The 24,276-nt window shown below is 35.6% G+C and carries 24 protein-coding genes; 23 read left to right on the forward strand and 1 reads right to left on the reverse strand.

The features are described from left to right. Positions 1-60: 60 nt before the first annotated feature. The 17 genes from CHELV3228_RS02480 to CHELV3228_RS02560 all read left to right on the forward strand — a co-directional run bounded on the left by CHELV3228_RS02480 (position 61) and on the right by CHELV3228_RS02560 (position 19,510). Entirely contained in the window at positions 61-1,038 is a 978-nt protein-coding gene (locus tag CHELV3228_RS02480; protein ID WP_082199383.1) for an RluA family pseudouridine synthase, read from the forward strand. Further along, the gene (locus CHELV3228_RS02485; RefSeq protein ID WP_082199384.1) at positions 986-2,209 is read left to right on the forward strand and encodes a fibronectin type III domain-containing protein; all 1,224 of its coding nucleotides are present in this window, start codon (positions 986-988) and stop codon (positions 2,207-2,209) included. Before CHELV3228_RS02480 ends, CHELV3228_RS02485 begins: the two co-directional genes overlap by 53 nt. Next, a complete protein-coding gene (gene trmB, locus CHELV3228_RS02490; protein WP_082199385.1) occupies positions 2,209-3,378 on the forward strand; it encodes a tRNA (guanosine(46)-N7)-methyltransferase TrmB in 1,170 nt (389 codons plus the stop codon). Before CHELV3228_RS02485 ends, trmB begins: the two co-directional genes overlap by 1 nt. 48 nt (positions 3,379-3,426) lie before the next feature. Beyond that, a complete protein-coding gene (locus CHELV3228_RS02495) occupies positions 3,427-4,092 on the forward strand; it encodes a cell division ATP-binding protein FtsE (RefSeq protein WP_082199386.1) in 666 nt (221 codons plus the stop codon). Continuing rightward, positions 4,079-4,885 carry an FtsX-like permease family protein gene (locus CHELV3228_RS02500; protein WP_082199387.1) on the forward strand — a complete coding sequence of 269 codons (807 nt, stop codon included), beginning with the start codon at positions 4,079-4,081 and terminating at the stop codon, positions 4,883-4,885. Before CHELV3228_RS02495 ends, CHELV3228_RS02500 begins: the two co-directional genes overlap by 14 nt. After that, positions 4,882-6,072, forward strand: coding sequence for a murein hydrolase activator EnvC family protein (locus CHELV3228_RS02505; RefSeq protein WP_082199388.1), 1,191 nt, complete (start codon positions 4,882-4,884; stop codon positions 6,070-6,072). Before CHELV3228_RS02500 ends, CHELV3228_RS02505 begins: the two co-directional genes overlap by 4 nt. 50 nt (positions 6,073-6,122) lie before the next feature. After that, positions 6,123-6,839, forward strand: a complete 717-nt coding sequence (gene pyrH / locus CHELV3228_RS02510) for a UMP kinase (protein ID WP_082199389.1) — start codon at positions 6,123-6,125, stop codon at positions 6,837-6,839. A 15-nt stretch (positions 6,840-6,854) separates the two neighbouring features. Continuing rightward, positions 6,855-7,076: a DNA-directed RNA polymerase subunit omega gene (locus CHELV3228_RS02515; RefSeq protein ID WP_082199390.1), complete on the forward strand. Its 222-nt coding sequence runs from the start codon at positions 6,855-6,857 to the stop codon at positions 7,074-7,076. Then, positions 7,060-9,252 carry a RelA/SpoT family protein gene (locus CHELV3228_RS02520; RefSeq protein WP_082199391.1) on the forward strand — a complete coding sequence of 731 codons (2,193 nt, stop codon included), beginning with the start codon at positions 7,060-7,062 and terminating at the stop codon, positions 9,250-9,252. The genes CHELV3228_RS02515 and CHELV3228_RS02520 overlap by 17 nt, the downstream gene beginning before the upstream one ends. A 13-nt stretch (positions 9,253-9,265) precedes the next feature. Continuing rightward, entirely contained in the window at positions 9,266-10,471 is a 1,206-nt protein-coding gene (gene tyrS, locus CHELV3228_RS02525) for a tyrosine--tRNA ligase (RefSeq protein WP_082199392.1), read from the forward strand. Next, positions 10,468-11,559: a nitronate monooxygenase gene (locus CHELV3228_RS02530; protein ID WP_082199393.1), complete on the forward strand. Its 1,092-nt coding sequence runs from the start codon at positions 10,468-10,470 to the stop codon at positions 11,557-11,559. The genes tyrS and CHELV3228_RS02530 overlap by 4 nt, the downstream gene beginning before the upstream one ends. Next, positions 11,556-13,472 (forward strand): N-acetylmuramoyl-L-alanine amidase family protein, encoded by a 1,917-nt coding sequence (locus tag CHELV3228_RS02535; RefSeq protein WP_370445651.1) that lies wholly within the window; start codon positions 11,556-11,558, stop codon positions 13,470-13,472. Before CHELV3228_RS02530 ends, CHELV3228_RS02535 begins: the two co-directional genes overlap by 4 nt. Then, on the forward strand, positions 13,469-15,310 hold the full coding sequence (gene mnmC / locus CHELV3228_RS02540) for a bifunctional tRNA (5-methylaminomethyl-2-thiouridine)(34)-methyltransferase MnmC2/FAD-dependent 5-carboxymethylaminomethyl-2-thiouridine(34) oxidoreductase MnmC1 (protein ID WP_082199395.1): 1,842 nt from the start codon (positions 13,469-13,471) through the stop codon (positions 15,308-15,310). The genes CHELV3228_RS02535 and mnmC overlap by 4 nt, the downstream gene beginning before the upstream one ends. A gap of 108 nt (positions 15,311-15,418) precedes the next feature. Beyond that, on the forward strand, positions 15,419-16,558 hold the full coding sequence (locus tag CHELV3228_RS02545; protein WP_082199396.1) for a hydrogenase small subunit: 1,140 nt from the start codon (positions 15,419-15,421) through the stop codon (positions 16,556-16,558). A 3-nt stretch (positions 16,559-16,561) separates the two neighbouring features. Next, positions 16,562-18,277 carry a nickel-dependent hydrogenase large subunit gene (locus CHELV3228_RS02550; RefSeq protein ID WP_082199397.1) on the forward strand — a complete coding sequence of 572 codons (1,716 nt, stop codon included), beginning with the start codon at positions 16,562-16,564 and terminating at the stop codon, positions 18,275-18,277. A gap of 10 nt (positions 18,278-18,287) precedes the next feature. Then, positions 18,288-18,980, forward strand: a complete 693-nt coding sequence (cybH, locus tag CHELV3228_RS02555; protein WP_082199398.1) for a Ni/Fe-hydrogenase, b-type cytochrome subunit — start codon at positions 18,288-18,290, stop codon at positions 18,978-18,980. Then, positions 18,977-19,510, forward strand: coding sequence for a HyaD/HybD family hydrogenase maturation endopeptidase (locus CHELV3228_RS02560; protein ID WP_082199399.1), 534 nt, complete (start codon positions 18,977-18,979; stop codon positions 19,508-19,510). The genes cybH and CHELV3228_RS02560 overlap by 4 nt, the downstream gene beginning before the upstream one ends. Here CHELV3228_RS02560 and waaF read toward each other — a convergent pair. Next, the gene (gene waaF, locus CHELV3228_RS02565; RefSeq protein WP_082199400.1) at positions 19,500-20,444 is read right to left on the reverse strand and encodes a lipopolysaccharide heptosyltransferase II; all 945 of its coding nucleotides are present in this window, start codon (positions 20,442-20,444) and stop codon (positions 19,500-19,502) included. The genes CHELV3228_RS02560 and waaF overlap by 11 nt on opposite strands. 49 nt (positions 20,445-20,493) lie before the next feature. On the opposite strand from waaF, the gene CHELV3228_RS02570 reads away from it, so the two are divergent. Genes CHELV3228_RS02570 through CHELV3228_RS02590 form a run of 6 tightly spaced genes read left to right on the forward strand, consistent with a single transcriptional unit; the run spans position 20,494 to position 24,274 of the window. Further along, positions 20,494-21,354 carry a glycosyltransferase family 2 protein gene (locus tag CHELV3228_RS02570; protein WP_082199401.1) on the forward strand — a complete coding sequence of 287 codons (861 nt, stop codon included), beginning with the start codon at positions 20,494-20,496 and terminating at the stop codon, positions 21,352-21,354. Continuing rightward, positions 21,351-22,238 (forward strand): glucose-1-phosphate thymidylyltransferase RfbA, encoded by an 888-nt coding sequence (gene rfbA, locus CHELV3228_RS02575; protein WP_082199402.1) that lies wholly within the window; start codon positions 21,351-21,353, stop codon positions 22,236-22,238. Before CHELV3228_RS02570 ends, rfbA begins: the two co-directional genes overlap by 4 nt. Continuing rightward, complete coding sequence (gene rfbB, locus CHELV3228_RS02580) at positions 22,235-23,257, forward strand: dTDP-glucose 4,6-dehydratase (protein WP_082199403.1); 1,023 nt, start codon at positions 22,235-22,237, stop codon at positions 23,255-23,257. The genes rfbA and rfbB overlap by 4 nt, the downstream gene beginning before the upstream one ends. Continuing rightward, positions 23,254-23,484, forward strand: a complete 231-nt coding sequence (locus CHELV3228_RS10195; protein WP_167562782.1) for a hypothetical protein — start codon at positions 23,254-23,256, stop codon at positions 23,482-23,484. Before rfbB ends, CHELV3228_RS10195 begins: the two co-directional genes overlap by 4 nt. After that, the gene (locus tag CHELV3228_RS10200) at positions 23,481-23,837 is read left to right on the forward strand and encodes an acyltransferase (RefSeq protein ID WP_167562783.1); all 357 of its coding nucleotides are present in this window, start codon (positions 23,481-23,483) and stop codon (positions 23,835-23,837) included. The genes CHELV3228_RS10195 and CHELV3228_RS10200 overlap by 4 nt, the downstream gene beginning before the upstream one ends. A 2-nt stretch (positions 23,838-23,839) precedes the next feature. Beyond that, positions 23,840-24,274: a sugar 3,4-ketoisomerase gene (locus CHELV3228_RS02590; RefSeq protein WP_082199404.1), complete on the forward strand. Its 435-nt coding sequence runs from the start codon at positions 23,840-23,842 to the stop codon at positions 24,272-24,274. The last annotated feature ends 2 nt before the right edge of the window (positions 24,275-24,276 follow it).

Raw genomic sequence — 24,276 nt, forward strand, 5'->3', positions numbered from 1 at the left:
GTGATAAAATACGCAATTATACGCTAGAATTTTAAACCTTTAGGGAAAGGCGAGGATAAAATGCAAACTTTTTTGGTTGATGAGGATTTAAGGCTTGATGTAAAACTCGCCAAAATTCTTAATCAAAGTCGCTCGCAAGTTAGTTTGCTTATAGAAAACAATGCTGTTTTAGTCAATGATAAAGCCCAAAACAAAAATTCTTTTAAGCTTAAATGCGGCGATATCATCACTCTTAAAACTTTACCAAAAAAGGAAGTGTCAGCACAATATCAAGTTGATTTTGATGTGAAGGTGCTTTTTGAAGATGAGGATGTGTTGGTTTTAAACAAGCCGCAAAATTTAGTCGTTCACGGAGCAAGCAGTGTAAAAGAAGCAACTTTGGTGGATTGGCTTTTGAGTCAAAATTATACACTTTCAAATTTAGCCGGAGAGCTTCGTGCTGGTCTTGTGCATAGGTTAGATAAGGAAACTAGTGGGGCGATAATCATCGCTAAAAATAATTTTTCTCATCAAAAATTAAGCGTTCAACTTCAGGATAAAAGCTTGGGTCGAATTTACCTTGCGTTAATTGATTTGCCACTAAAAGAGGATAAAATAATTATCAATAAAGCCTTAGCAAGAAGTATGCAAAATCGCATTAAAAAAATTGCTCTTGATGAGAGTAGTTTTAATCCAAAAATTAAGGCGAAAGAGGCTAAAAGTGCTTTTATGAATTTGGTAGGTGCTAAGGATGTAAATTTGATTGCCGCTAAGCTTTTTAGCGGTAGAACGCACCAAATAAGAGCGCATTTAGCAAGTATTAATCGCCATATTTTAGGCGATACGCTTTATGGTTATAAGGGAAATGAGGCTTGTAGAGTGATGTTGCACGCTTATTTTGTGTATTTTAAGCATCCAAAAACTGATGAGCTGATTTTTGTTAAAGCTCCTTTAATGGAGGATTTTAAAGGACTTTTAGAAACAAAACTTTTGATAGGAGAAAATGATGAGAAAATTTCACTTGAGTCTTTGCTTGGCGGGTTTGACTCTTTTATTTAATGCTTGTAGTGTGGCAGAGCTTACTACACCGAAGCAAACGCAATTAAATGAGAGTTTGCCAAAGGTGCAAAGTCTTAAAAGTATGAGTGATATAAGTAATGTCGCTTTTGAATGGGAGCCTTTGTATGGTGAGAATATTCAAGGCTTTTATCTTTATCGCTCAAGTGAGAAAGAGCCGCAAATGAAGCTTGTTGCGACTATTAAGGATAAATTTCAAACGCATTATGTCGATACGAAGTTAGAAAGTGGAACGAAGTATCGTTATATGATGAAAACTTTTAATGAGCAAGGACATTTTTCAGAAGATGGGCAGATGATAGAGATTTCAACCCAGCCGCGTTTAGAACCTTTAGCTTTTGTGCAAGCGATTACAAATTTACCCAAACGCATTAAACTCATTTGGCGTCCGCATACGGATTTAAGGGTTAATGCCTATATCATTGAGAGAAAAAGGGTAGAGGATAAGGAATTTGAAAAAATCGGCGAGGTAAAAAATCGCTTGAGTGCCGAATTTATCGATGAAGATTTAAAGCCAAATCAAAATTTTCAATACAGAATTATCGCCCTTACTTTTGATGATGTTAAAAGTGAGCCAAGTGAGGTGTTAAATTCTGTCAGTAAGGCTTTGCCACCTGAAGTGGCACATTTGAGTGCAAGTAATGATTTAAATGGAAAGATTGTATTAAGCTGGGACGCACCAGCGTATGAGGACTTTTCTTATTTTAAAATTTATGCGACAAGTTCGAGCTTTTTACCTTTCACACTTTTGGCAAAGACAGATAAAAATACTTACGAGGATATCGTGCAAGGTGCAGGAGAAAGTAAGCGTTACAAGATAACTATGGTTGATAAAGATGGTTTAGAAAGTCCTATGCCTCAAAATAGTGTCGAGGGAAAAACCTTAGGACTTCCTGCAAGTCCTAGCATTATCTTGGCACAAAGCACAAGTGAGGGTATAATACTAGAATGGGTGGATAATGATAGCAGAGCTGTAGAATACGAAGTGAAGCGTTATGGTGGCGAACAAAATGCTATTTTTAAAGGCATTAAAGAAAAAAGATTAAAAGATGTGAAAGCTTTAGCGGGGGTGGAGTATAGCTATGAAGTTATTTCCATAGATGAGTTAGGACAACGCTCACAACCTTCATCTAAGGTAAAAGCAGCACAGTAATGCCAAATTTTAAAGCTAAATCAATAAAAGAACTTTCCCTACCTTTTGAAAAGGATGGGGTAAGTTTTCTTTTCAAAGCTTACAATGACAAAATCACGCTTATTTTGACAAGGGTTTTAGAACAAAGCTTTTTTTTGCAGATAAAGAGAGAAAAAGATGTTTTTATCATTAAGGCAGATAAGCATTCTAAACCCTCTAAGATAGGTTATTTGCAAAAAGCCTTGAAAATTTTTAAGGAAAATTTTTGTGAGGGAATTTTAAATGAGGCTTTTGGGTTAAAAAATAACGCCTTGGTGGAACAAACGCCTTTTATTGTAAAAGATTTTGAAGAGCTTTTGCTAAGACTTGAAAAAGAAGAAAAAATTTATATAGAAATTGGTTTTGGCTCAGGCAGACATTTACTTTTTAAAGCGAGGCAAAATCCAGAAATTTTAATGCTTGGTGTGGAAATTTATACTCCAGCTCTTACTCAGGTTGCTAAACTTGCTAAGGCACAAAATTTAAATAATGTCCTTTTAATCCAAAGTGATGCGAGGCTTTTATTAAGCATTTTAAAGCGTAAATCGATTGAAAAAATTTTTTTACATTTTCCTGTGCCTTGGGAAGATAAGGCACATCGGCGTGTGATTGGTGAGGCGTTTTGTAAAGAATGCGCGAGGGTTTTAAAGGGTGAATTTGAGCTTAGAACGGATAGCTATGAGTATTTTGATTTTGCCCTAAAAGAATTTTTAAATTTTTCTAAACCGCAATTTTTGTTGAAAAAAAACGAAAATTTAGAGATTTCAAGCAAATATGAGGATAGATGGAAGAGGCAAGAAAAAGATATTTATGATTTGGTAGTTTGGAATTTAGATGAGATTAAAGAGGATGAAACGCAGGATTTTGATTTTGAGGATTTGTATTTGAGTAAAAAAGGCGTAGAGGCTTTTTGGGGGCAGTTTGAAAAGAAGAGTATGAAGAGGAAAGATTATTTTTTAAGCTTTAGAAATCTTTATCAAAGTGAAAAAGGCTTTGTTTTAAAATGTGCTTTTGGGGCATTTAACGCTCCCTCACACGCTTATATTTTGTTTGGAGAAAGGCTTAAATTTCTTCTTAAAAATCCTCTAAAAACAAGGGAAAATTTAAAAGCTTTAGGGGAGTTAAAGCAAATTTTGAAAGAATTTTCTTAAGTTTTAAGTCAAAATAAAGCAAAATTATAGAGAAAGAAAAGGTGGAAAATGGCAAATCTTATTGAGGCGAAGAAGCTTTCTTTGGGTTATGATGAATTGGTGTTAAAAGAAGTGAGTTTTGCCTTTAAAAATGATGATTTTATTTTTATTACCGGTAAAAGTGGGAGTGGTAAAAGCACACTTTTAAAATCTTTTTATGGAGATTTGGAGCTACTTTCAGGACAGCTTGAGGTGTGTGGGGCAAGTATGAAAAAAATAGGGAATTTGGAGCTTTTAAAATTGCGTCAAAGGATAGGTATTATCTTTCAAGACTATAAGCTTATACAAGAATACAGCATAGAGAAAAATGTAATGCTCCCTTTGATGATAAAGGGCTATTCTAAAAAGATTTGCCAAGAGCAAGCTGCCAAACTTTTAAAACATGTGAATTTGACCTTTAAAGCAGATAAAAAGCCAGATCAGCTTTCGGGTGGAGAACAGCAAAGAGTCGCTATGGCAAGAGCTTTAGCTCATAATCCAAAACTTTTACTTTGCGATGAGCCAACGGGAAATTTGGACGAGTATTCCTCGGATATTATTTGGACTCTTTTAAAGTCTGCAAGGGAGCTTTTAGGCACTTGTGTGGTTGTTGTAACGCACCGAATTCCTAGTAATTTGAGACTTAATTATAGAAGATTTAATATAGAAAATGGAAAAATGAATGAAATTTTTTAGAACACACCTATCTTTAATTTTACCCTTGCTTTTTATGATGTTTGCTTTTGAGTTTATTTTATTTTCTAATGCAACGCTTAACCACTATGAAAAAATCGTCAATAAAGATTATAATATCATCGTAACAAGTCGTGTAAGCCTTGATGAAAATATACTTAAAACGAAAGTGAGTAGTTTTGTATCATTTGAGCTTTTGGACCCAAAAGATTTGATTGAGCGGCTTAAAAATGATATTTCGGATAAGAATTTAAAGCTTTTACGCGATTCTTTGCCAAAATTTTATAGTATTAAGCTTGATTATTTGCCGACCCAGAGTGAGTTAAAAGATATGGAAAATCAGCTTTTAAGCATTAATGGAATCAGCAAGGTTGAAACCTTTGCTAAAACGCATAATAAAGTTTATTCTCTTCTTGTTTTGATGAAATTTATTTTTTGGTTTTTTCTCTTTATCATTATCTTACTAAGCTTCATACTCTTCTTAAAGCAAATGCGAATTTGGCTTTATGAGCATACGCAAAGAGTGGAGATAATGTGTCTTTTTGGTGCGCCTTTTTGGTTTCGCTCTTTTATGCTTTATAAGATTGTGATTGTGGATTGTTTGATTGCCTTTGTGATTTTATTACTCTTTTTTACGCAAATTTACCATTTTTCTTTTATACAAGATAGCTTAAAGGCTGTGGATATTAGTTTGCCTAAAATTAATTTTGCTTTGCATTTGAGTTTGATTTTCTTAGGAACTTTGGCGGTTTGTTTGCTTTGTGTCAATTCTGTGATGTTTAAGGTGAAAAAATGAGGAAATTTTTCCTTTTTTGTCTTTTTTCAACCTTACTTTTGGCTAATACCATTGATGAAAAAACAAAAGATTTAAAGGAAAATGAGCGAATTCAACAACAGCTTAGCAAGAAGCTTGAAGATTTGGCACAAGATATTTTAAGCGGAGAGAAAAACCTTAAAATTTTAAGTGAGAAAATCGATACGCTCTCTTCGCAAACCTCCAAGTTAGAATCAAGTGCAAAAATTCAAAATAAAGAACTTGATACGCTTAATAATCAAAATAAAGAACTTTTAAGAATTAAATCCTTAATGGAAAGTAAGCTTATAAGCTTGATGGCTAAGGATTTTGCTTATGATTTGCCGATACCACAGGGCTACATTGAAAGTGAGGAAAGCTTTATGGCTTTTGAACTTTTGGGAAGTTTGGATAAGGTATTAAGCGAAGAAATTATAAGGCTTTCTAAGGATTATGAGGGGGTAAATTTGCTTATTGAGAATAAACAAAAGCAAATTGAAAAAATTCATCTTAATTTAAAAAGCTATAATGAGCAGTTAAAAGAGCTTCAAAGCCTTAAATCTAGGCAGATAAAGGAGATTGATAAACAAAAAACAGATAGGGGAATTTATGCCAAGAAGCTTGAGAATTTAAAAGCCCAGCAAGATGAGCTAAGAGCGACTTTAGATGAGCTTAAAATCATCGACAAAAAAGAGCAAGCCAAAGAGCAAAAAGAAGAGGTTGAAAGCACTAAAATTGCCAAAAATAATCAAAAAGTAAGGCAAATTGGCTCGAGCTATCAGGGAAGCTCGGTTAAAAGATATACGGGTAAAAAAACCATAGCGCCGCTTGATTCTTTTACTATCAAGCAAAAATTTGGCAATTATATCGACCCTATTTATAATATTAAGATTTTTAATGAAAATGTTGTTTTAAGAAGTAAAAAATCTGATGCAACAGTGAAAAGCGTTTTAGACGGCAGAGTTGTTTTCGCGAAAAACACAATTATGCTTCAAAAGGTGGTGATTGTCGAACACGATAATGGAATTCATACCATTTACGCACATTTGGATAAAATTGCTCCTAATATTAAAGTCGGTAAAAAGGTTAAAAAAGGGGCTGTTGTGGGTAGAATTAAAGATGATTTGACTTTTGAGGTAACGCAAAAGAATTTTCATATTAATCCTTTGGAGTTAATTAGTTTAAATTAGCTAGTTTTAAAGCAAAATGCACTATAATTAAGCATTGATAAGGAGAGCAAATGCAAAGTAAAAAGAGGGTGTTGGTTAAATTTTCAGGCGAGGCTTTGGCTGGAGAAACGGGCTTTGGGATTGAGGATTCTGTGCTTAAATTTATCGCTTGTGAGATAAAAGAATTAATTTTAAATGATATACAAGTTGGCATAGTGATAGGTGGGGGCAACATTATGCGGGGTGCTTTGGCTGCTAAGGGCGGACTTATAAAACGCACAAGCGGAGACCATATGGGGATGTTAGCCACTGTGATTAATGCGATTGCGATACAAGAGGCTTTGGAGAGTTATGGGCTTGATGTAAGAGTTCAAAGTGCCATACAAATGGAGGCTTTTTGTGAAACTTACATTATGAGAAGAGCGCAAAGACACTTGGAAAAAGGGCGTGTGGTGATTTTTGCGGCTGGCACTGGGAATCCTTATTTTACTACAGATACCACGGCGATTTTAAGAGCTGTGGAGATAGATGCGCAAATGGTAATTAAAGCGACTAAGGTTAATGGTGTTTATGATAAAGACCCGAACAAATTTGATGACGCCATATTTTTAAGCACATTAAGTTATGATGAGGCGATGAAAGATAGCATTAAGGTTATGGACGATACAGCCATCGCTTTAGCTAAAGATAATGCTTTGCCTATAGTGGTTTGCAATATGTTTGAAAGTGGGAATTTGCTTAAAATTATACAGGGCGATACTAGCCTTTGCTCTATCGTTCAAAATTAAAATTGAGGAGAAAATATGCAAAGAATAGAAGAAATTACAGCAAAAGCTTTAGAAAGGATGGGAAATGACCGCTACAGACTTTCTTTAGTCGTGGCAAAAAGAGCCGAACAGCTTGCAAATGGAGCTACCCCTTTGGTAAGCTTGGATAAAAATAAAATTAAATTTGCCGACATAGCACTTTGCGAGATAGCAGAAGATAAAATTACTTTAGAGGGTTTCGTTGAAAGCACTCGATGAGGAATTATTTCTTGAAGAATTAATTGAAAATGCAAAAAATTGCAAAGAGCTAGAGGGTGCTAAGGCACTTTTATATAGCGTTTGTGAAAAAGATGCGATTTTAGAAAAGGCTGTTGATTTTTGTATTAAGCATCACGAGGGGCAACTTAGAAAAAGCGGAGAGCCTTATGCTGTGCATCCCATTTTGGTGGCTAGTTTGGTTGCTTTTTTAAGTGAAAGTAAGCCTACAATTTTAGCCGCTTTGCTTCACGATGTGATAGAAGATACTGCTTGCACGGAGGAAGAGCTAAAAGAGCAGTTTGGTGGAGAAGTTTTAAGACTTGTTTTAGGGCTTACCAAGATAATAGAAATTAGAGAGGATAATCTTGTTTCTTCTAAATCAAAAAAATCCTTAACCAAATCCGCCCTTACTTTTCGCAATATGCTTTTAGCAAGTATCGAAGATGTGGGCGTTTTAATTGTCAAGCTTTGTGATAGGCTGCATAATATGCTAACCCTTGACGCATTAAGGGAGGATAAACAAAAGCGCATCAGTGAGGAAACTTTGGTTGTTTATGCACCTATCGCTCATAGGCTTGGAATTTCTAGTATTAAAAATTATTTGGAAGATTTAAGTTTTCGTTATTTAATGCCAGAAGAATATAAGCAAATTTTTAATTATATCAATTCTAATGACCAGCAAATGCAATTAGGACTTAATGAATTTATCTCAAAAATTGAAATTTTGTTTTTAAGTAATGGTTTTAGACAGGGGACTTTTGAGATACAAAAACGCATTAAGCATAGCTATTCGATTTATCTTAAAATGCAAAGAAAGGGCGTTGGTATCGAAGAAGTTCTTGATTTGCTTGGGGTGAGGATTTTGGTTGAGAAAGTGAGCGATTGTTATCTTGGGCTTGGAATTTTACACACGCATTTTAACCCTCTTGTATCGCGTTTTAAAGATTATATCGCTTTGCCTAAGCAAAATGGTTATCAAACCATACATACGACTATTTTTGACACAAAAAATATTATCGAGGCACAAATTCGCACTTTTGATATGCACAAAATTGCCGAATTTGGTGTTGCGGCGCACTGGAAATATAAAGAAGAGGGGAGTGTGGCAGCCCCCAAGTTAGATTGGATTAGCGATATTTCTATGCAAAGTGCAAATAATTTGGAAAATGCGGAAGATTACAACGCTATCGAGCTTTATGAATATGCTAAAGATAGTTTATATGTGGAAGATGTGGCAGTGTATTCTCCTAAGGGTGAAATTTTTACCTTGCCAAGGGGTGCTACGGTGCTTGATTTTGCTTATGAGGTGCATACTAAGGTAGGACTTCACGCTAAAACAGCTTATGTGAACCGCGTGAAAGTGCCACTTTTAACGGAGCTTAAAAATGGCGACATCGTGCGTGTGGTAACAAGTAATGATAAATTTTATCGTTGTTCTTGGGTTGATAGTGTAAAAACGGGCAAAGCTAAGGCGAGTATTAGAGAATTTTGTAAGCAAAAAATGCGTGAAATTCATTATCTTAGTGCCATTAATATCCTTTGTTTTGTTTTTAATGAAAGAAAAGAAAGAATCATTTCTTGGATAGAAAAAGAAAATTTAATGCGTCGTATTCGTAGGGTTTCTAAAGATAGCATTTATTTCAAAGATGTGGTTAATGGGCTAAAAAAATACGGCAAAAAATCATATTGGTTTGACAAATATGAGATTAAAGAGCAAAAAATCGGGCATTTTTTATTTTATTCTAATCACAAAATCGCTAGTGTAGAATTTGACATTTGCTGTCATCCAAAAAGGGGTGATGAGGTGATGGCTTTTGTGGATGCGGGTAATGCTATCGTGCATCATAAGCTTTGCGATAGAGCGGATAAAATGTTAGAAAATAAAGATATGGTTTTTATCGCTTGGGATTCTCATACGCCAAAATCTTACAAAATGCTTCTTACTTTAGAAAATAAAAAGGGAATTTTGGTTGAATTTTTATCTTTACTTGCTAAAATGCAAATAAATTTATTAACAATTAATTTATCAAGTGATTTAAATTCTTCGGTGGATTATTTTGAAATGGTTATAGAAATCCCTGATAATATTAACCCAGATAGGGTAAAAGATAAGCTAAAGGACAATTGTAAGCTTTTGGACTTTACTTCGCTTGATGATGCGTATAAAGAGGGTTAGAAGAAAGGTTTGTATGGATATAAAAGAAATTTTAGCGGAAGTAAAAAGAGGTTGTGCGGAAATTATCGACGAGGCTAGGATTGAAATTTTAATTAAAAACTATTATGAAAAGGGCGAAAATTTCTATGTTAAAGCGGGTTTTGACCCAACAGCTCCTGATTTGCATTTAGGGCATAGCGTGGTGTTAGGCAAGATGGCTTTTTTGCAAAAACACGGTGCTAGGGTGCAGTTTTTGATAGGGGATTTCACAGGGCAAATCGGCGACCCAAGCGGCAAAAATGCTACGCGAAAAAAATTAAGCAAAGAAGAAGTTTTGAAAAATGCCAAAACTTACGAAAATCAAGTTTTTAAAATTTTAGATAAAGATAAAACGGATATCGTGTTTAATTCTAAGTGGCTTAATGAGCTTGGGGCGGCTGGGATTGTGGAGCTAACTTCTACTTTTAGTGTCGCTAGAATGCTCGAAAGGGAAGATTTTACAAAGCGTTTTAAGGAGCAAAGCTCGATTAGCATTTGTGAATTTTTATATCCTTTGCTGCAAGGTTATGATAGCGTGGCGTTAAAAAGTGATATAGAAATGGGCGGAACAGACCAAAAATTTAATCTTTTAATGGGTAGAACTTTGCAAAGAATTTATGATGTAAAAAAAGAACAAGCCATCATTATGATGCCTCTTTTAGAGGGGCTTGATGGGGTTAATAAAATGAGCAAAAGCTTAAATAACTACATCGGTGTTACGGAAAATGCTAAAGATATTTATGCAAAAATTTTAAGTATTAGCGATGAGCTTATGTTTAGATATTATGAGCTTTTAAGCAAGAAAAGTTTGAAAGAGATAGAAAAAATCAAAGAGGACATTAAAAATGGAGCTTTGCACCCTAAAATCGTAAAGGAAAATTTGGCTTTAGAGCTTACGGAGCGTTTTCATTCTAAAAAACTTGCAGGTGAAGCAAAAGCCGAATTTGATAGGGTGCATAGTGCAAATGCTTTGCCAAGCGAAATTGCAGAATTTGAAGTTAGTGGCAGTATATGGTTAGCTAAGGCTTTGGTGGAGTGTGGTTTGGAAAGCTCTACTTCAGCAGCAAGAAGGGCTATAATAGCAAATAGTGTAAGTGTTAATTCGCAAAAAGTAAAAGATGAACAAATGCAACTTGAGCTAGGTGAGTATATTTTACAAATTGGCAAAAGAAAATTCGCAAAATTAAAGGTTAAAAAATGAGTTTTAAATCTCTTCAAATAGGAAAACATACAATTAAATATCCCATTTTTCAAGGTGGAATGGGGCTTGGCATTAGTTGGGACAAACTTGCTTCGGCAGTTTCTTTAAATGGGGGGCTTGGCATTATTTCTTCTGTGGGAACAGGGTATTATGAAGAAAGGACACATATTGGCAAAGAATTAAATGCTAAGCCTTATGGAAGCGAGAATTTTTATTCTAAAGAGGGCTTGAAAGCCTTAATTGCTAATGCTAGAAAGGTTTGTGGCGACGCACCTTTGGGTTGTAATATACTTTGTGCGAGTAATGATTATGCTAGAATTGCCCGTGATGCTTGTGAGGTGGGTTTTAATGTCATAGTTTCTGGTGCTGGTTTGCCTACGAATTTGCCTGAATTTACGGCAGATTTTCCAGATGTGGCTTTAGTGCCTATTATCTCTTCAGCTAAGGCTTTGAAAATCATTTGTAAAAGGTGGCAGGGGCGTTATAAGCGTTTGCCTGATGCGGTAGTTTTAGAGGGACCAAAAAGTGGCGGACATCAAGGTTTTACTTACGAGCAGTGCTTAGACCCAAATTTTGCTTTAGAAAATTTAATCGCTCCTGTGGTTGAGGAAGCGAAAAATTGGGGAAATTTTCCTGTGATAGCAGCTGGGGGCGTGTGGGATAAAAAAGATATTGAGAAAATGTTAAGTTTGGGTGCAAGTGGAGTGCAGATGGGGACGCGTTTCATCGGCACTTTTGAGTGTGATGCGAGTGAGAATTTTAAAGAAGTGCTACTTGCCTCCAAAGAAGAGGATATAAAACTCATAAAATCGCCCGTAGGATACCCAGCAAGAGGAGTGCAGACGAATTTGCTTGATTTGGTTGCGAAAAGAATGGGACCAAAGATTAATTGTATTAGCAATTGCGTTAGCCCTTGTGGGAGAGGCAAGGAGGCGACTAAGGTGGGATATTGTATAGCGGATAGGCTTTTTGATGCTTGGTCGGGAAAGAAGGATACGGGATTATTTTTTACAGGTGCAAATGGATATAGGCTTGATAGGCTCATTAGTGTAAAAGAGCTTATGGATAAACTTGTAAATGGCGAATAATGCGCATTTTATTTCCACTTTTTTTATTTTTTTGTCTTTGTTTTGGAGCTTTTGAAAAGCAAATTGAAGAATTTGATAAGAGCTTTGTGGGTGCTAGAAATGATGTGCAGGTAAAATTACATCAGCAGCTTAAGAGTTTATACATCCAAAGCGTGATAAATGATGATGATAAAACGAAATTAGAAATTCTTAAACGCCTTATCATTAGCGCTAATACGCTTGGTCTTGATGATAAATCTTATGCCGAGGAGCTTGAAGAAAGTGGCGTTAGCAAGGCAAATATCGAGTCTTTAAGGAAGGCTGTGATTAAAGATGTCAAGCTTGAAAATAAGAAAGTTATGGAAAAATCTTCATTTGATAGCGTGAAAGAAAATCCAAAAAAAGAGTCAAAAGAAAATGTAAAAAAAGAAGAGGTAAAACAAGTCTTACAAAAAGATAAAAATGTAAAAAAAGAAGAAAAAATTTATATCTTAGATTCTAAAAAGCTCATAAATGGCGTGGAGCTTGATTTAAATACAAATTTTGGTGAATTTAAGGATTTTGTCCTAGACGAAAAGGGAAATTATAGGCATATTGTTGATTTTGAAGCTGTTTTGGAGGGAGGTAGGAAGGAGTATAAATTTAAAGATTATAGCATTATCCTTTCTCAATATAATCCAAAAGTTGTCCGCATAGTTCTTAGGGCTAAAGAGAAAATAAAGCTAAATTTAAAAGAGGAGAGCGATAAATTAAGCCTTTTGGTTGGTGAGGAAAAAAATATACAAAAAACGCAAAGCGCTCAAAAAACACAAGCAGAAGAAAAGCAAAAAAATCAAAAGGTAGAAAAGCCTCAGCAAACTAAAAATCAAAAAGAAAAATCCCTATATATCGTCGATGTGGATAAGAAAGAAAATGGTGTCGTTTTGAAATTTGACGAGGAGCTTGAAGACGAGGATTTTGATATTTTTGACACAAAAGATTCTAGATTTTATAGGCAAATCATTAGCTTCAAGGGTGTGTTAGGGGGAGATAGGAAAAGTTATACTTATGGCAAAAACGCCATTACCGTAACGCAGTATAATCCTAAAGTCGTGCGTGTGGTATTAAGCTCACCTAAGGAATTTAAGCTTTATAAAGATATCGATGATGAAAGTTTAGCTTTGGCTTTTGATGAGCCTAAAGAGCAAAGTGTAAGTGTTAAGACAAGTGCGAAATCTTCCAGTAAGACCCCCTTAAATAAAAGCTTTAAATCAGGTAAAATTATAGTCATCGACGCAGGACACGGCGGTAAGGATAGTGGAGCTTTAAGTAAAAATAAGCGTTTAAAGGAAAAGGACATAGTGTTAAGCACAACGCTAAAGATAGGCAATGAGCTTAAAAAAAGGGGCTTTAAGGTTTATTATACAAGAACGACGGATAAATTTATCAATCTTAGAGATAGAACTAAAATCGCTAATGATAGAAAGGCTGATTTATTTTTATCCATACACGCGAACGCCGCCCCAAATACTTCCAAAGCTAAAAGTGCGGAAGGTTTAGAAACTTTCTTTTTAAGTCCTGCAAGAAGTGAGCGTAGTAAAAAAGCTGCAGAAAAGGAAAATCAGGGTGATTTTGAAGAGATGAATTATTTTTCTAAGCAAAGTATTTTAAATTTCTTAAATAGAGAAAAAATTGTAGCCTCCAATAAACTTGCCATCGATATACAAAAAGGTGTTTTGGCTAAGACTAGGACGCGTTATAAAATAGTCGATGGGGGTGTGAGAGAAGCACCTTTTTGGGTTTTGGTGGGAGCTTCTATGCCAGCTATTTTACTAGAAATTGGTTATATCACACATCCAAATGAGGGTGGTAGAATTGCAAATAAAAATTTCCAAGATTTATTGGCTAAGGGTATTGCTGATGGGGTTGAGACTTATTTTTATCACAATCGATGAAAAAAGCTAGAGTTATTTTTAAAGACAATACGCCTTATTCTTTGGATTTTGAAGATTTTTATTTTAATTCTCATCAAGGTGTAGATGAGAGTAAGTTCATCTACGCTGAAGCGTTTTCTTGGCAGGATTGTGAAAGTTTTGTCATTGCAGAAACGGGTTTTGGCATAGGGCTTAATTTTTTCTTAACCTTGCAAAGTTTTTTAAAGGCTAAAAAGCGTCCTAAAAGACTTTTTTATGTGAGTGTGGAGGGGTTTTATTTAGAGCCTTCCTTTTTGCGTGAAGCATATGAAAGGCTTGGAATTTATGAGGAATTTAAAGAGCTTTTAGAGCAATTTTTGCTTTTTTACCCTAAGTGTGCGTGTGGGATTTATCGCTTTTATTTTAAAGATTGCTTTTTAGACCTTGTTTTTGATGATATTAGCGTTTTAAAAAGATTAGATTTTAAAGCAGACATTTGGTATTTAGATGGTTTTACACCGAGTAAAAATTTGACAATGTTTGATGAAAATACGCTTTTTGAACTTGCAAGATTATCTAAACTCAATGCCAAAGTTTTTACCTTTTCTGCTTCTTCTTTTTTGCAAAAAAATCTTAAAAATTGTGATTTTGAGGCGCAAAAAACTAGAGGCTTTAAAAAAAGAGAGATGATAAAAGCTTTTTTAAAAAAAGAGGTTCAAATTCCAAGCAAAGAAGCTTATTTTCAAAAAATCTCAACTCCATTTAAAGGTAAAAAAGTCGCTATTATCGGTGCTGGAATTTGTGCGGCTGTTTTAGCTTATGAGCTTTCTTTACGAGGTTTTGAAGTAGAAATTTTTGAGAAAAATTTAACGCTTTACGAGGGTGCTAGTGCGAATGAAAGTGGGATTTTAAGCTCTTTGATTTTAAAGCCTGAAAGTATATTAGGAAATTTTTCTTTAAGTGCTTTCGTGGAGGCAAGTCGTTTTTATGGGCAAATTTTGGGCTTAAATTTAAAAGGTGTTTATGAATTTGCCCACAACGAGCAAATGCAGCAAAGGTTTCTTACGCAAAAAAATAATGCTTATTTTAAAATTACGCAAAACAAGGCGTTTTTAGATTGTGGAGGACATATTTATCCTAGAGAAATTGTGTCAAATTTATTTAAAAAAGCTAAAGCAAAGATACATTTTAATCATCATTTTAGCCATTATGAGCGAAAAGATGGGGATTTTATTTTGCATTTTAAAAATGCACCAAAGAGGCAAGAATTTGGAAATTTAATTTATGCTTTAGGAGCTGACGCGAAAGAATTTGTGCATTATGAAGCTATGCTTTTAAGCAAGGTAAGGGGGCAAGTAACGCATTTAAGACCATTTTTAAAAACCAAATTTCCCCTTTCTTCTAAGGCTTATATTTGCCCCGCAAAAGAGGATTTGCAAGTCATTGGTGCGACTTATGATAGATTAAATGAGAATGAAAAAAGTCAAGTCGAAGATGATGAGGAAAATTTGTTTAACATAAAGGAATTTTTAAAAGGAGATGAAAAGATTGAGATTGTAGGCTCTAGAGTGGGGTTTCGCTCCTATTCTAGTGATAGATTTTGCATAGTTGGGGCTGCTTATGATGAGGAATTTTATAAGGAAAATTACAAGGCATTGTTGTGGCATAAAGATAAGCCTCAAATTTTACCGCAAAATATCCCAAATCTTTATTTCAATTTCGCTCACGGCTCACGCGCTTTTAGCTCAAGTGTCCTTGCGGCTAGGTATATTTGTGCTTTGATAAATGATGAGCCTTTGGGTTTTTATGCGGATTTTATCCCTTATATCCACCCTGCGAGATTTTTGATAAGAAAGCTTAAGAAGGGTTTATTAAGCTAATTTTAAATTTCTTATAAATTTTTTCTAAGATTTGTAAATTGTTAATTTAAGTTTAAAAAACTTTATTTTATCATTCTAGAGAATAAAATTTAAACCGAAGGAAAAGTAATGCTTGAACTCAATCAAATCAAATCGCGTTTAGAGGCACTTGAAAAACTTCCTTCTTTAAAGTCTAGCAATTCTATCCCAAAGGCTTTAGAGAAGGCTGGTTTTTCAAGAAGAGATTTTATGAAATGGGCAGGGGCTATGACGGCATTTTTAGCACTTCCTGCAAGTTTTGCCCCTATGGTAGCAAGGGCAGCTGAATTAGCAGACAGACTTCCTGTTGTGTGGCTTCATATGGCTGAATGCACGGGTTGTAGCGAAAGTTTGCTAAGAAGTGATACGCCAACGATTGATAGTCTCATTTTTGATTATATTTCTTTAGAATATCACGAAACTGTAATGGCGGCTTCTGGTTGGCAAGCTGAAGAAAATTTAGAAAGTGCTATTGAGAAGCATAAGGGCAAATATGTTTTGATGGTTGAGGGTGGAATTCCTATGGGAGACCAGGAATCTTATTTAACGGTTGGACCTCACGGAAAAACGGGGTATGAAATAGCAAAGGCGGCAAGTGATAATGCTTATGCTATTTTGGCTATTGGCACCTGTTCTAGCTTTGGAGGAATTCAGGCAGCAAGACCAAACCCGAGTAATTCTCAGCCTTTAAGTAAGGTTACAAATAAAACTATCATCAATGTTCCCGGTTGTCCTCCAAGTGAAAAAAATATCGTAGGAAATGTTCTTCAGCTTTTACTCTTTAAAGAGCTTCCAAGCCTTGATGTTTATAATAGACCAAAATGGGCTTACGGCTTAAGAATCCACGATTTGTGTGAAAGAAGAGGGCGTTTTGATGCGGGTGAATTTGTCCATCATTTTGGCGATGAGGGTGCAAAGCAAGGATATTGCCTTTATAAAGTGGGCTGTAAGGGACCTTACACTTTTAATAATTGCTCTAGAGAAAGATTTAATCAGCATACTTCTTGGCCTATCCAAGCGGGACACGGCTGTATAGGTTGTTCTGAGCCAAATTTCTGGGACACAATGGGACCTTTTGAAGAGCCTATGGCAAGTCGTCAGTTTGATCCTATTTTTGGACTTGGAGCGGATAATGTTTCGGATAAGATAGGTATAGGTGTTTTAACATTAACCGGAGTTGCCGTAGCCGCACACGCAGTTATTGCTTCTATGAAGAAAAATGAGGAGTAAAAAATGAGTCAAAGAATTATAGTTGATCCGATTACAAGAATTGAGGGGCATTTAAGGGTTGAGGTTGTTGTTGATGATAATAATGTCGTAAAAGAGGCGTATGCGGGCTCTACTTTATGGCGTGGTATTGAAACCATCGTTAAGGGTCGCGACCCAAGAGATGCAGGTTTTATGACGCAAAGAATCTGTGGAGTTTGCACCTTTTCGCATTATAAAGCAGGAATTGTTGCTGTGGAAAATGCGCTTGGCATTACCCCTCCGCTGAATGCTTTGCTAACTAGAACTTTAATGAATGCAGCATTATTTTTACACGACCATATCGTGCATTTTTATCAGCTTCACGGGCTTGATTGGGTTGATGTAGTAAGTGCTTTAAGTGCAGATGTGAAAAAAGCGAGCGATTTGGCTTTTAAATTTAGTCCAAATCCTTACGCCACAGGTGCGGATAAATTATTAGAAGTGCAACAAAGACTTAAGACTTTTGTTGATAAAGGAAATTTGGGACCTTTTGCTAATGCTTACTATGGACATCCAACCTATCGTTTGAGTGCGGAAGAGAATTTAATTGCCCTTTCGCATTATTTAGAATGTCTTAGAATTCAAAGAATTATCGCACAATGTATGGCAATTTTCGGTTCTAAAAATCCTCATCCGCAAAGTTTAACTGTGGGTGGTGTAACTTGTGTTATGGATTTATTAAGTCCTACTAGAATGGGTGAGTATTTGGAGAAATTTAAAGAAGTGGCGGATTTTGTGAACCGTGCCTATTATCCTGATTTAATTATGGCAGGAAAAGCTTATGCAAATGAGGCTAGTGTGTTAAATGATGTCGGTGTGGCAAATCTTTACACTTTTAAAGAATTTCAAGTGGGTCGCGATGAGTGGCTTTTTGAAAGTGGCATTATTAAAAATGGCGATTTAAGTAAGGTTTATGAGGTAGAAGAAGATAAGATTACCGAAGAGGCGACTCATTCTTGGTATGCGGATAATGAGCCTTTACATCCTTATGATGGCAAAACAAATCCTAATTACACAGGGCTTGTCGATGGCGAAAGTATCGATCATCACGGCAAAATAGCTCATACTAAAAATTTCGATACTAAGGGTAAATATAGCTGGATTAAGGCTCCTCGTTATGAGGGTGAGCCTATGCAAGTGGGACCTTTGGCAAATCTTGTTGTCAATTACGCTAAAGGAAATCAATATGTCGTTCCAGTTGTTGATACATTCTTAAAAGAAACAGGACTTCCTCTAACGGCTGTATTTAGCACACTAGGAAGAACGGCAACGCGTTGTTTGGAAGCAAAAATCATAGCAAATAATGCTTTGAAAGCTTTTGATAATTTAGTTGCAAATTTAAAGGTTGATGAAAGCACTTGTGCGCCTTATGTGATTGATAAAAATAAAGAATACAAAGGGCGTTATATGGGGCATGTGCCTCGTGGGACACTAAGCCATTGGTGTAGGATAAAAGATGGTGTGATTGAAAATTGGCAAGCTGTTGTGCCAAGCACTTGGAATGCTTCTCCAAAAGACGCAAATGGCGTAGGTGGAAGTTATGAGCAGTGCTTGATTGGACTTAAGATAGCTGATGTGAAGCAGCCTCTTGAAATCATACGCAAAATTCATTCTTATGACCCTTGTATTGCCTGTGCTGTGCATGTTATGGATACTAAGGGAAATAATTTGAGCGAATATAAAGTGAATGTAAATTTGTAAGGAGGCTTTGATGCAAAAACAAGAAGAAAAATTGCAAAGAAAAGCAGAATATGAATTTAGCATAGGTTTGCGTTTAACTCACTGGATAAGGGCTGTGGCTATTGTGATTTTGGTTGGGACAGGATATTATCTTTCCTATGTTTTTCAAAATCCTATTAGCACAGGTGAGCCTACAAATTTTATGCAGGCAAAGTACCGCTTAGTGCATCAGGCTGTGGGTTTTGTTTTGATAGGGTGCGTTATTTTTAAGGCATATTTATTCTTTTTTGATAAGTGGAGTCGCAAAGAAAAGGCAAGTATCGCTGATGTTTTTAATCTTAAGGTTTGGATAGAACAGATTAAATTTTATCTTTTTTTAGGAAAGCATCCACCACTTAAGGGTGTTTATAACCCTTTGCAATATGTAACCTACCTTTTCTTTTATCTTGTGATTGTTGGTATTATCTTAACGGGACTTATACTCTACACTCACGCTTATCACGAGGGTTTGGGTGGTATGCTTTATAGTGCGTTAAGACCATTGGAGGCTATGATGGGAGGATTGGCTGAGGTTAGAACTTATCATAGAATTTTAATGTGGGTAATTTTAATTTTTGTCCCTGTGCATATTTATATGGCTATCTTTAATGCCATTAAGGGTAGAGACGGCGCACTTGATGCTATTGTTAGCGGCTATAAATTCATTAAGGAAGAGAAAAATTGAAATTTCTTGTGCTTGGCATAGGAAATATTATGTTTGCGGATGAAGGCTTAGGCGTTCATCTTTGCAAACAGCTTGAAAAAAACTACCGCTTCCATCATCCAACTCACAGCCTTACTTTCATCGATGGAGGCACTTTAGCCTTGCATTTGAGTTATATTATTGCAGAATATGATGAAATGATTATTCTTGACTGCATTGATGCGGACAACGCAGAGGTGGGCGAGGTGTTTTTTTTCCCTTATGATGCAATGCCAAAGAGGGTGAGTTGGAGTGGAAGCGCACACGAGATAGAAATGCTTCAAACGCTACAATATATGGAATTAGCTGGGGATTTACCGCATACACAAATTTTAGCTGCAGTGCCAAGACGCATTGAGCCTATGAGTTTTGAGCTTTCAGCTGAGATTATAAAAGCGGCTAGTATTATGGAGAAAACTTTGTTAGATTTCATAGCTAAAAAGGGCTTTAGCTATGAAAAAGTGGCGGATTTTAGCTTGCAAGAGTTGGCACAAAGTTCCTTTAAATCTTAAATTCTTTCAATTTTTCTATCACCATTTTAGGACTTAAATCTTTCATACATTTATGGTGTTTTAGTATGCAGGTGCGTTTCATACAGGGCATACAAGCTAAATTAAGATGGATAATTTTAGCATTTTCGCTCTGCCAAGGTGAGGTTTGAGTGAATTTAGTCGGTCCAAAAATCACTAGCATTTTCACCTTTAAAGCCGCACCTATGTGCATGGCTCCGCTGTCATTTGTGAGGAAAATATCACTTAAGGCGATATTTTGTGCGAGGGTTTGAATGCTTGTTTTGTTGCATAAATTTTTCGCCCTAACGCCTTTTTGTGCGAGTATGTTGGCAATTCTAGCACAAATGATAGCCTCTTCTTTACCCGCCCCAAGAATAATAATTTCGTGGCTTTTGGCAAATTCAAACCCCACTTTTGCAAAATACTCTTCATCCCAGCGTTTAGCACTCCCATAGCTTGCACCAGGGTTTAAAGCGAGAATTTTTTTGCCACTTTTAAGTTGTAGGGGTGCTTTAAATTTCGTTTTGATGGGTAGTTTTAAATCTTTTGATGAGATTTGAAAATTTAAAGTATGCTCAATGAAATTTAAGTATTTTAAAACTTGATGTGAGTCTTTTAAGATTTTTTTGTTGAAACAAAATTTTTTTTTGGATTTTATGATTTTTAAAATAAGCTTTGCCGAAAGTGCCGAGCGAAAAGAAAATGCAAGGTCAAATTGATGATTTTGACGCAAATGAAAGGCTTGTTTGTAGCGCTTTTTTTTATCTTCTAAGATAATGCTTGAGTTGGGAAATTCTTTAAAAAGCCCTGTCGCTACAAAAGAGCCAAAAAAGACAAATTCCGCTTCTTTAAACCGCTCTTTAATGCCATAAATCGCCGCACTAGCCATAACGCAATCGCCTAGCCAAGTGGGAAGATTGATAAAAATTTTCATATTTTGCCCTTATGTGATAAAATTTCAATTTTAACAAAATAGGCTAAAAATGACAATAATTTCTATCATCATCCCACTTCATAACTGCGAAAATTTCATACACAGAGCCTTAAAAAGCTGTCAAAATCAAGATTTTATCAATTATGAAGTGATTATTATTGACGATAAAAGCGAAGATGAGGGAGCTAAGATAGCTTTAGAATTTGTTAAAAAGGATAGACGATTTAAGCTTTTTAGTAATGCCACACACTTAGGCACTTTTGCAAGTAGAAACGAGGGAATTTTAAGGGCAAATTCGCCTTTTTTGATGTTTTTAGACGCAGATGATTATTTATGCGATGGGGCGTTAAAAAGGGTTTTTGAAAGTTTAAATTTAAAAGCTGATGTGGTGCTTTTTGACTCTTTTGTGCATAGGGTTAAAATAAAGCAATTTTATCGTTTTAAGCAAGATAGGCTTTTTAATAAAAATGAGTTTTTAAGTTTTTTGGCAGAGCAAAGGCATTTTTGCTGGTCGGTTTGGGCTAAGGTTTTTCGTAAGGATTTGGCTTTAAAATGTTTTGAGTTTGTTGATAAAAATGCGTTTTTGTGCTATGGCGAAGATGTGCTTTTTTGCTATATTTATTTTATGTTTTGTGAAAGTATAGCTATTTTTAAGCATAGTATTTACCGCTACGAATTTAACGCTTTTGGGCGTTATGAGAGCAAAGATGAGATGATTTTAAGGCAAAATTATGAAGATAAGAAAAAAAGCCTTAAGTTTATCAAAAGTATTGCTAAAAATTTTCCGCCAAATTCTTTAAATGAAAAGCTTTTTATGCACCTAGAAAAAGAGACTTTAGATTTAAAGAAGAGATATTTAAAGTTGATTAAGAAAGAAAAAATAGAATTAGTAAAAAAAGAGGAAAAATGAAAGGAATTATTTTAGCAGGTGGAAGTGGGACAAGACTCTATCCATCTACGCTTATGGTGTCTAAGCAGTTGTTGCCTATTTATGATAAGCCTATGATTTATTATCCATTATCTGTGCTAATGCTTGCGCAAATTAGAGAGGTTTTAATCATTTCTACCCCTAAAGATACACCAAGATTTAGAGAGATTTTTGGCGATGGTAGTTGGCTTGGTATGGAGATTGAGTATTCTATACAAGAGAGCCCTGATGGATTAGCTCAAGGACTTATTTTAGCAGAGCAGTTTGTAGGCAATGATGATGTAGCATTGATTCTGGGGGATAATGTCTTTTATGGGCAGGGCTTTTCGCCTATGCTTTTAGAGGCAAAGCAAGAGGCACAAAATGGCATTGCTACGATTTTTTCCTATCGCGTTAAAGACCCAGAGCGTTTTGGTGTAGTAGAGATAGATAAAGAGGGCAGGGCGTTAAGCATTGAAGAGAAGCCACTTAATCCTAAGAGTAATTTTGCGGTAACTGGGTTATATTTCTATGATAACAACGCTATTTCTATTGCTAAATCTTTAAAGCCTAGTGCAAGGGGAGAGCTAGAAATCACTGATGTAAATATTGCATATCTTAAGCAAAATAAGTTAAGATCTCAAGTGCTAGGCAGGGGCTTTGCGTGGCTTGATACAGGCACGCACGATAGTCTTGTGGAGGCTTCTACTTTTGTGCAGACTATTGAGTTACGACAGGGCTATAAAATCGCGTGTTTAGAGGAGATTGCCTATCATAATGGCTGGATTGATGAAGAAAAATTGCTAGAGCGTGCTTACATTTTGCAAAAAAGTGGCTATGGTGAGTATTTGAAAAATCTTTTAGACTTAAGTAGGGCAGGGCAGTGAAAAGTATTTTAATAACAGGTGGGGCTGGTTTTATCGGTAGCAATTTTGTGTTGTATTTTTTGAAAAAATATCCAAATTATCACATTGTAAATTTAGATCTGCTTACTTACGCTGGAAGTTTAGAGAATCTAAAAGGTGTGGAAAATTTCAACAATTATACTTTTATACAGGGCGATATTTGTGATGAAGGCTTGGTAGATGAAATTTTCAAAAAATATGAGATTGAAAGTGTGATACATTTTGCTGCTGAATCTCACGTAGATAATTCTATTGCCAATCCCAATGCGTTTATAAAAACAAATGTCAATGGGACTTTTAATCTTTTGCATACTGCTTATTTACATTGGTTTGAAGCACCGCATATTGCAAAAAGAGGCAAGGAAAATTGTGTGTTTCATCACATTAGCACTGATGAAGTTTTTGGCTCTTTGGGCGAGAGTGGGTATTTTACAGAATCTACACCCTATGCACCAAACTCCCCCTATTCAGCTTCTAAGGCATCAAGCGATATGCTTGTGAGATCTTATATCCATACCTATGGATTAAAGGCGTTTATTACAAATTGCTCTAACAATTATGGTCCTAAGCAACACGATGAAAAGCTTATCCCTACAATCATTCGTAACGCTCTGCAAGGTGAGACAATACCTATTTATGGCGATGGTAAAAATGTGCGTGATTGGCTCTATGTGGAGGATCATTGCCGTGCTATTGATGTAGTGTTTCACTCACAATGCTATGGTGAGACTTTTAATGTCGGTGGGAATTGTGAGCGTGTGAATATAGAGATTGTAAAGCATATTTGTGCATTGCTTGATGAGATTGCCCCAAGGGCGGATAAAAAGTCTTATCAAAGTCAAATTGCTTTTGTGCAGGATAGGGCAGGACACGATAGGCGTTATGCCATTGATTCTAGCAAGATAGCTAAGATTCTGGGCTGGAAGCCACAAGAGAGTTTCGCAAGTGGGCTAGAGAAGACATTGCGGTATTATGTGAGAAAATATAGGAGTGTTTTATGAATAAAGTAGCTAGAATATTGCAAAAAATAAGAGTGGCGTATTATCGTCATTTCGTTTCTAATGTTAAAGTGTCTGGGGGTTTTAAAATACATTCAGCTACGATTTTTCATAGCGTGAATGAGGGTAAAATATGTATTGCTGATAATGTGCATCTGGGCTATTATCCGTCTCCTTTATTTTTTAATGCGTGCAATCACATTGATGTGCGGGGGGGGGTAATACTATGATAAGTATAGATTCTGGAACATTTATTAATAACAATTTTTCTCTTGTTGCGTATAGAGAGGGTATCCATATTGGCAGAAATTGCTTTATAGGGACAAATTTTCAGGTTATGAGTTCTGATTTTCACGCACTTACAATAAAAAATAGAAATGATGAGAAATATATACAAAGTGCGAGTGTGGAGATAGGAGATAACTGCTTTATAGGGAATAATGTTATTGTGTTAAAAGGTGTAAAACTTGGAAGTGGCTGTGTTGTGGGAAGTGGCAGTGTGGTAACAAAGTCTTTTGGAGCAAATTTAATTATAGCTGGCAATCCCGCAAGATTAATTAAAGAAATCAAACAGGAGGAATAAAGATGTATAAGATGATTGATTTGCAAATGCATAATGACAAAGGCTCTATGCTTATAGCCTTACAAAAGAATGTAAATTGCCCTTTTGAGATTAAAAGAGCCTTTTATATCTTTGGTGTGCCAAAAGATGTCATAAGGGGAGAGCACGCTAATAAAAATTCTCAATTTCTTTTTGTAACCTTGCAGGGTGCGTGTAAAATTTGTGTAGATAATGGTGTAAAAAAAGAGGAATTTTTACTAGATAGTCCCCAAAAAGCTTTATATTTAGACAAAATGTTATGGAAAGAGATGTATCATTTTAGTGAAAATTGCATTTTGCTTGTTTTGAGTGATTGTTATTATGATAAAGATGAATATATTTACGATTATGAAGCTTTTAAGCAGATGTGGGGGGGGGGGGGAGTAAGTAGCCTTCGTTATCTTTTGGAGGTGGCGTAGCT

The organism is Campylobacter helveticus, assembly GCF_002080395.1.
Lineage (GTDB): Bacteria > Campylobacterota > Campylobacteria > Campylobacterales > Campylobacteraceae > Campylobacter_D > Campylobacter_D helveticus.

Coding starts and splice junctions, on each gene's coding strand:
- CHELV3228_RS02480 (WP_082199383.1), top strand. CDS start 61: ATGCAAACTTTTTTGGTTGATGAGGATTTAAGGCTTGATGTAAAACTC.
- CHELV3228_RS02485 (WP_082199384.1), top strand. CDS start 986: ATGAGAAAATTTCACTTGAGTCTTTGCTTGGCGGGTTTGACTCTTTTA.
- trmB (WP_082199385.1), top strand. CDS start 2,209: ATGCCAAATTTTAAAGCTAAATCAATAAAAGAACTTTCCCTACCTTTT.
- CHELV3228_RS02495 (WP_082199386.1), top strand. CDS start 3,427: ATGGCAAATCTTATTGAGGCGAAGAAGCTTTCTTTGGGTTATGATGAA.
- CHELV3228_RS02500 (WP_082199387.1), top strand. CDS start 4,079: ATGAAATTTTTTAGAACACACCTATCTTTAATTTTACCCTTGCTTTTT.
- CHELV3228_RS02505 (WP_082199388.1), top strand. CDS start 4,882: ATGAGGAAATTTTTCCTTTTTTGTCTTTTTTCAACCTTACTTTTGGCT.
- pyrH (WP_082199389.1), top strand. CDS start 6,123: ATGCAAAGTAAAAAGAGGGTGTTGGTTAAATTTTCAGGCGAGGCTTTG.
- CHELV3228_RS02515 (WP_082199390.1), top strand. CDS start 6,855: ATGCAAAGAATAGAAGAAATTACAGCAAAAGCTTTAGAAAGGATGGGA.
- tyrS (WP_082199392.1), top strand. CDS start 9,266: ATGGATATAAAAGAAATTTTAGCGGAAGTAAAAAGAGGTTGTGCGGAA.
- CHELV3228_RS02530 (WP_082199393.1), top strand. CDS start 10,468: ATGAGTTTTAAATCTCTTCAAATAGGAAAACATACAATTAAATATCCC.
- mnmC (WP_082199395.1), top strand. CDS start 13,469: ATGAAAAAAGCTAGAGTTATTTTTAAAGACAATACGCCTTATTCTTTG.
- CHELV3228_RS02545 (WP_082199396.1), top strand. CDS start 15,419: ATGCTTGAACTCAATCAAATCAAATCGCGTTTAGAGGCACTTGAAAAA.
- CHELV3228_RS02550 (WP_082199397.1), top strand. CDS start 16,562: ATGAGTCAAAGAATTATAGTTGATCCGATTACAAGAATTGAGGGGCAT.
- cybH (WP_082199398.1), top strand. CDS start 18,288: ATGCAAAAACAAGAAGAAAAATTGCAAAGAAAAGCAGAATATGAATTT.
- waaF (WP_082199400.1), bottom strand. CDS start 20,444: ATGAAAATTTTTATCAATCTTCCCACTTGGCTAGGCGATTGCGTTATG.
- CHELV3228_RS02570 (WP_082199401.1), top strand. CDS start 20,494: ATGACAATAATTTCTATCATCATCCCACTTCATAACTGCGAAAATTTC.
- rfbA (WP_082199402.1), top strand. CDS start 21,351: ATGAAAGGAATTATTTTAGCAGGTGGAAGTGGGACAAGACTCTATCCA.
- CHELV3228_RS10195 (WP_167562782.1), top strand. CDS start 23,254: ATGAATAAAGTAGCTAGAATATTGCAAAAAATAAGAGTGGCGTATTAT.
- CHELV3228_RS10200 (WP_167562783.1), top strand. CDS start 23,481: ATGATAAGTATAGATTCTGGAACATTTATTAATAACAATTTTTCTCTT.
- CHELV3228_RS02590 (WP_082199404.1), top strand. CDS start 23,840: ATGTATAAGATGATTGATTTGCAAATGCATAATGACAAAGGCTCTATG.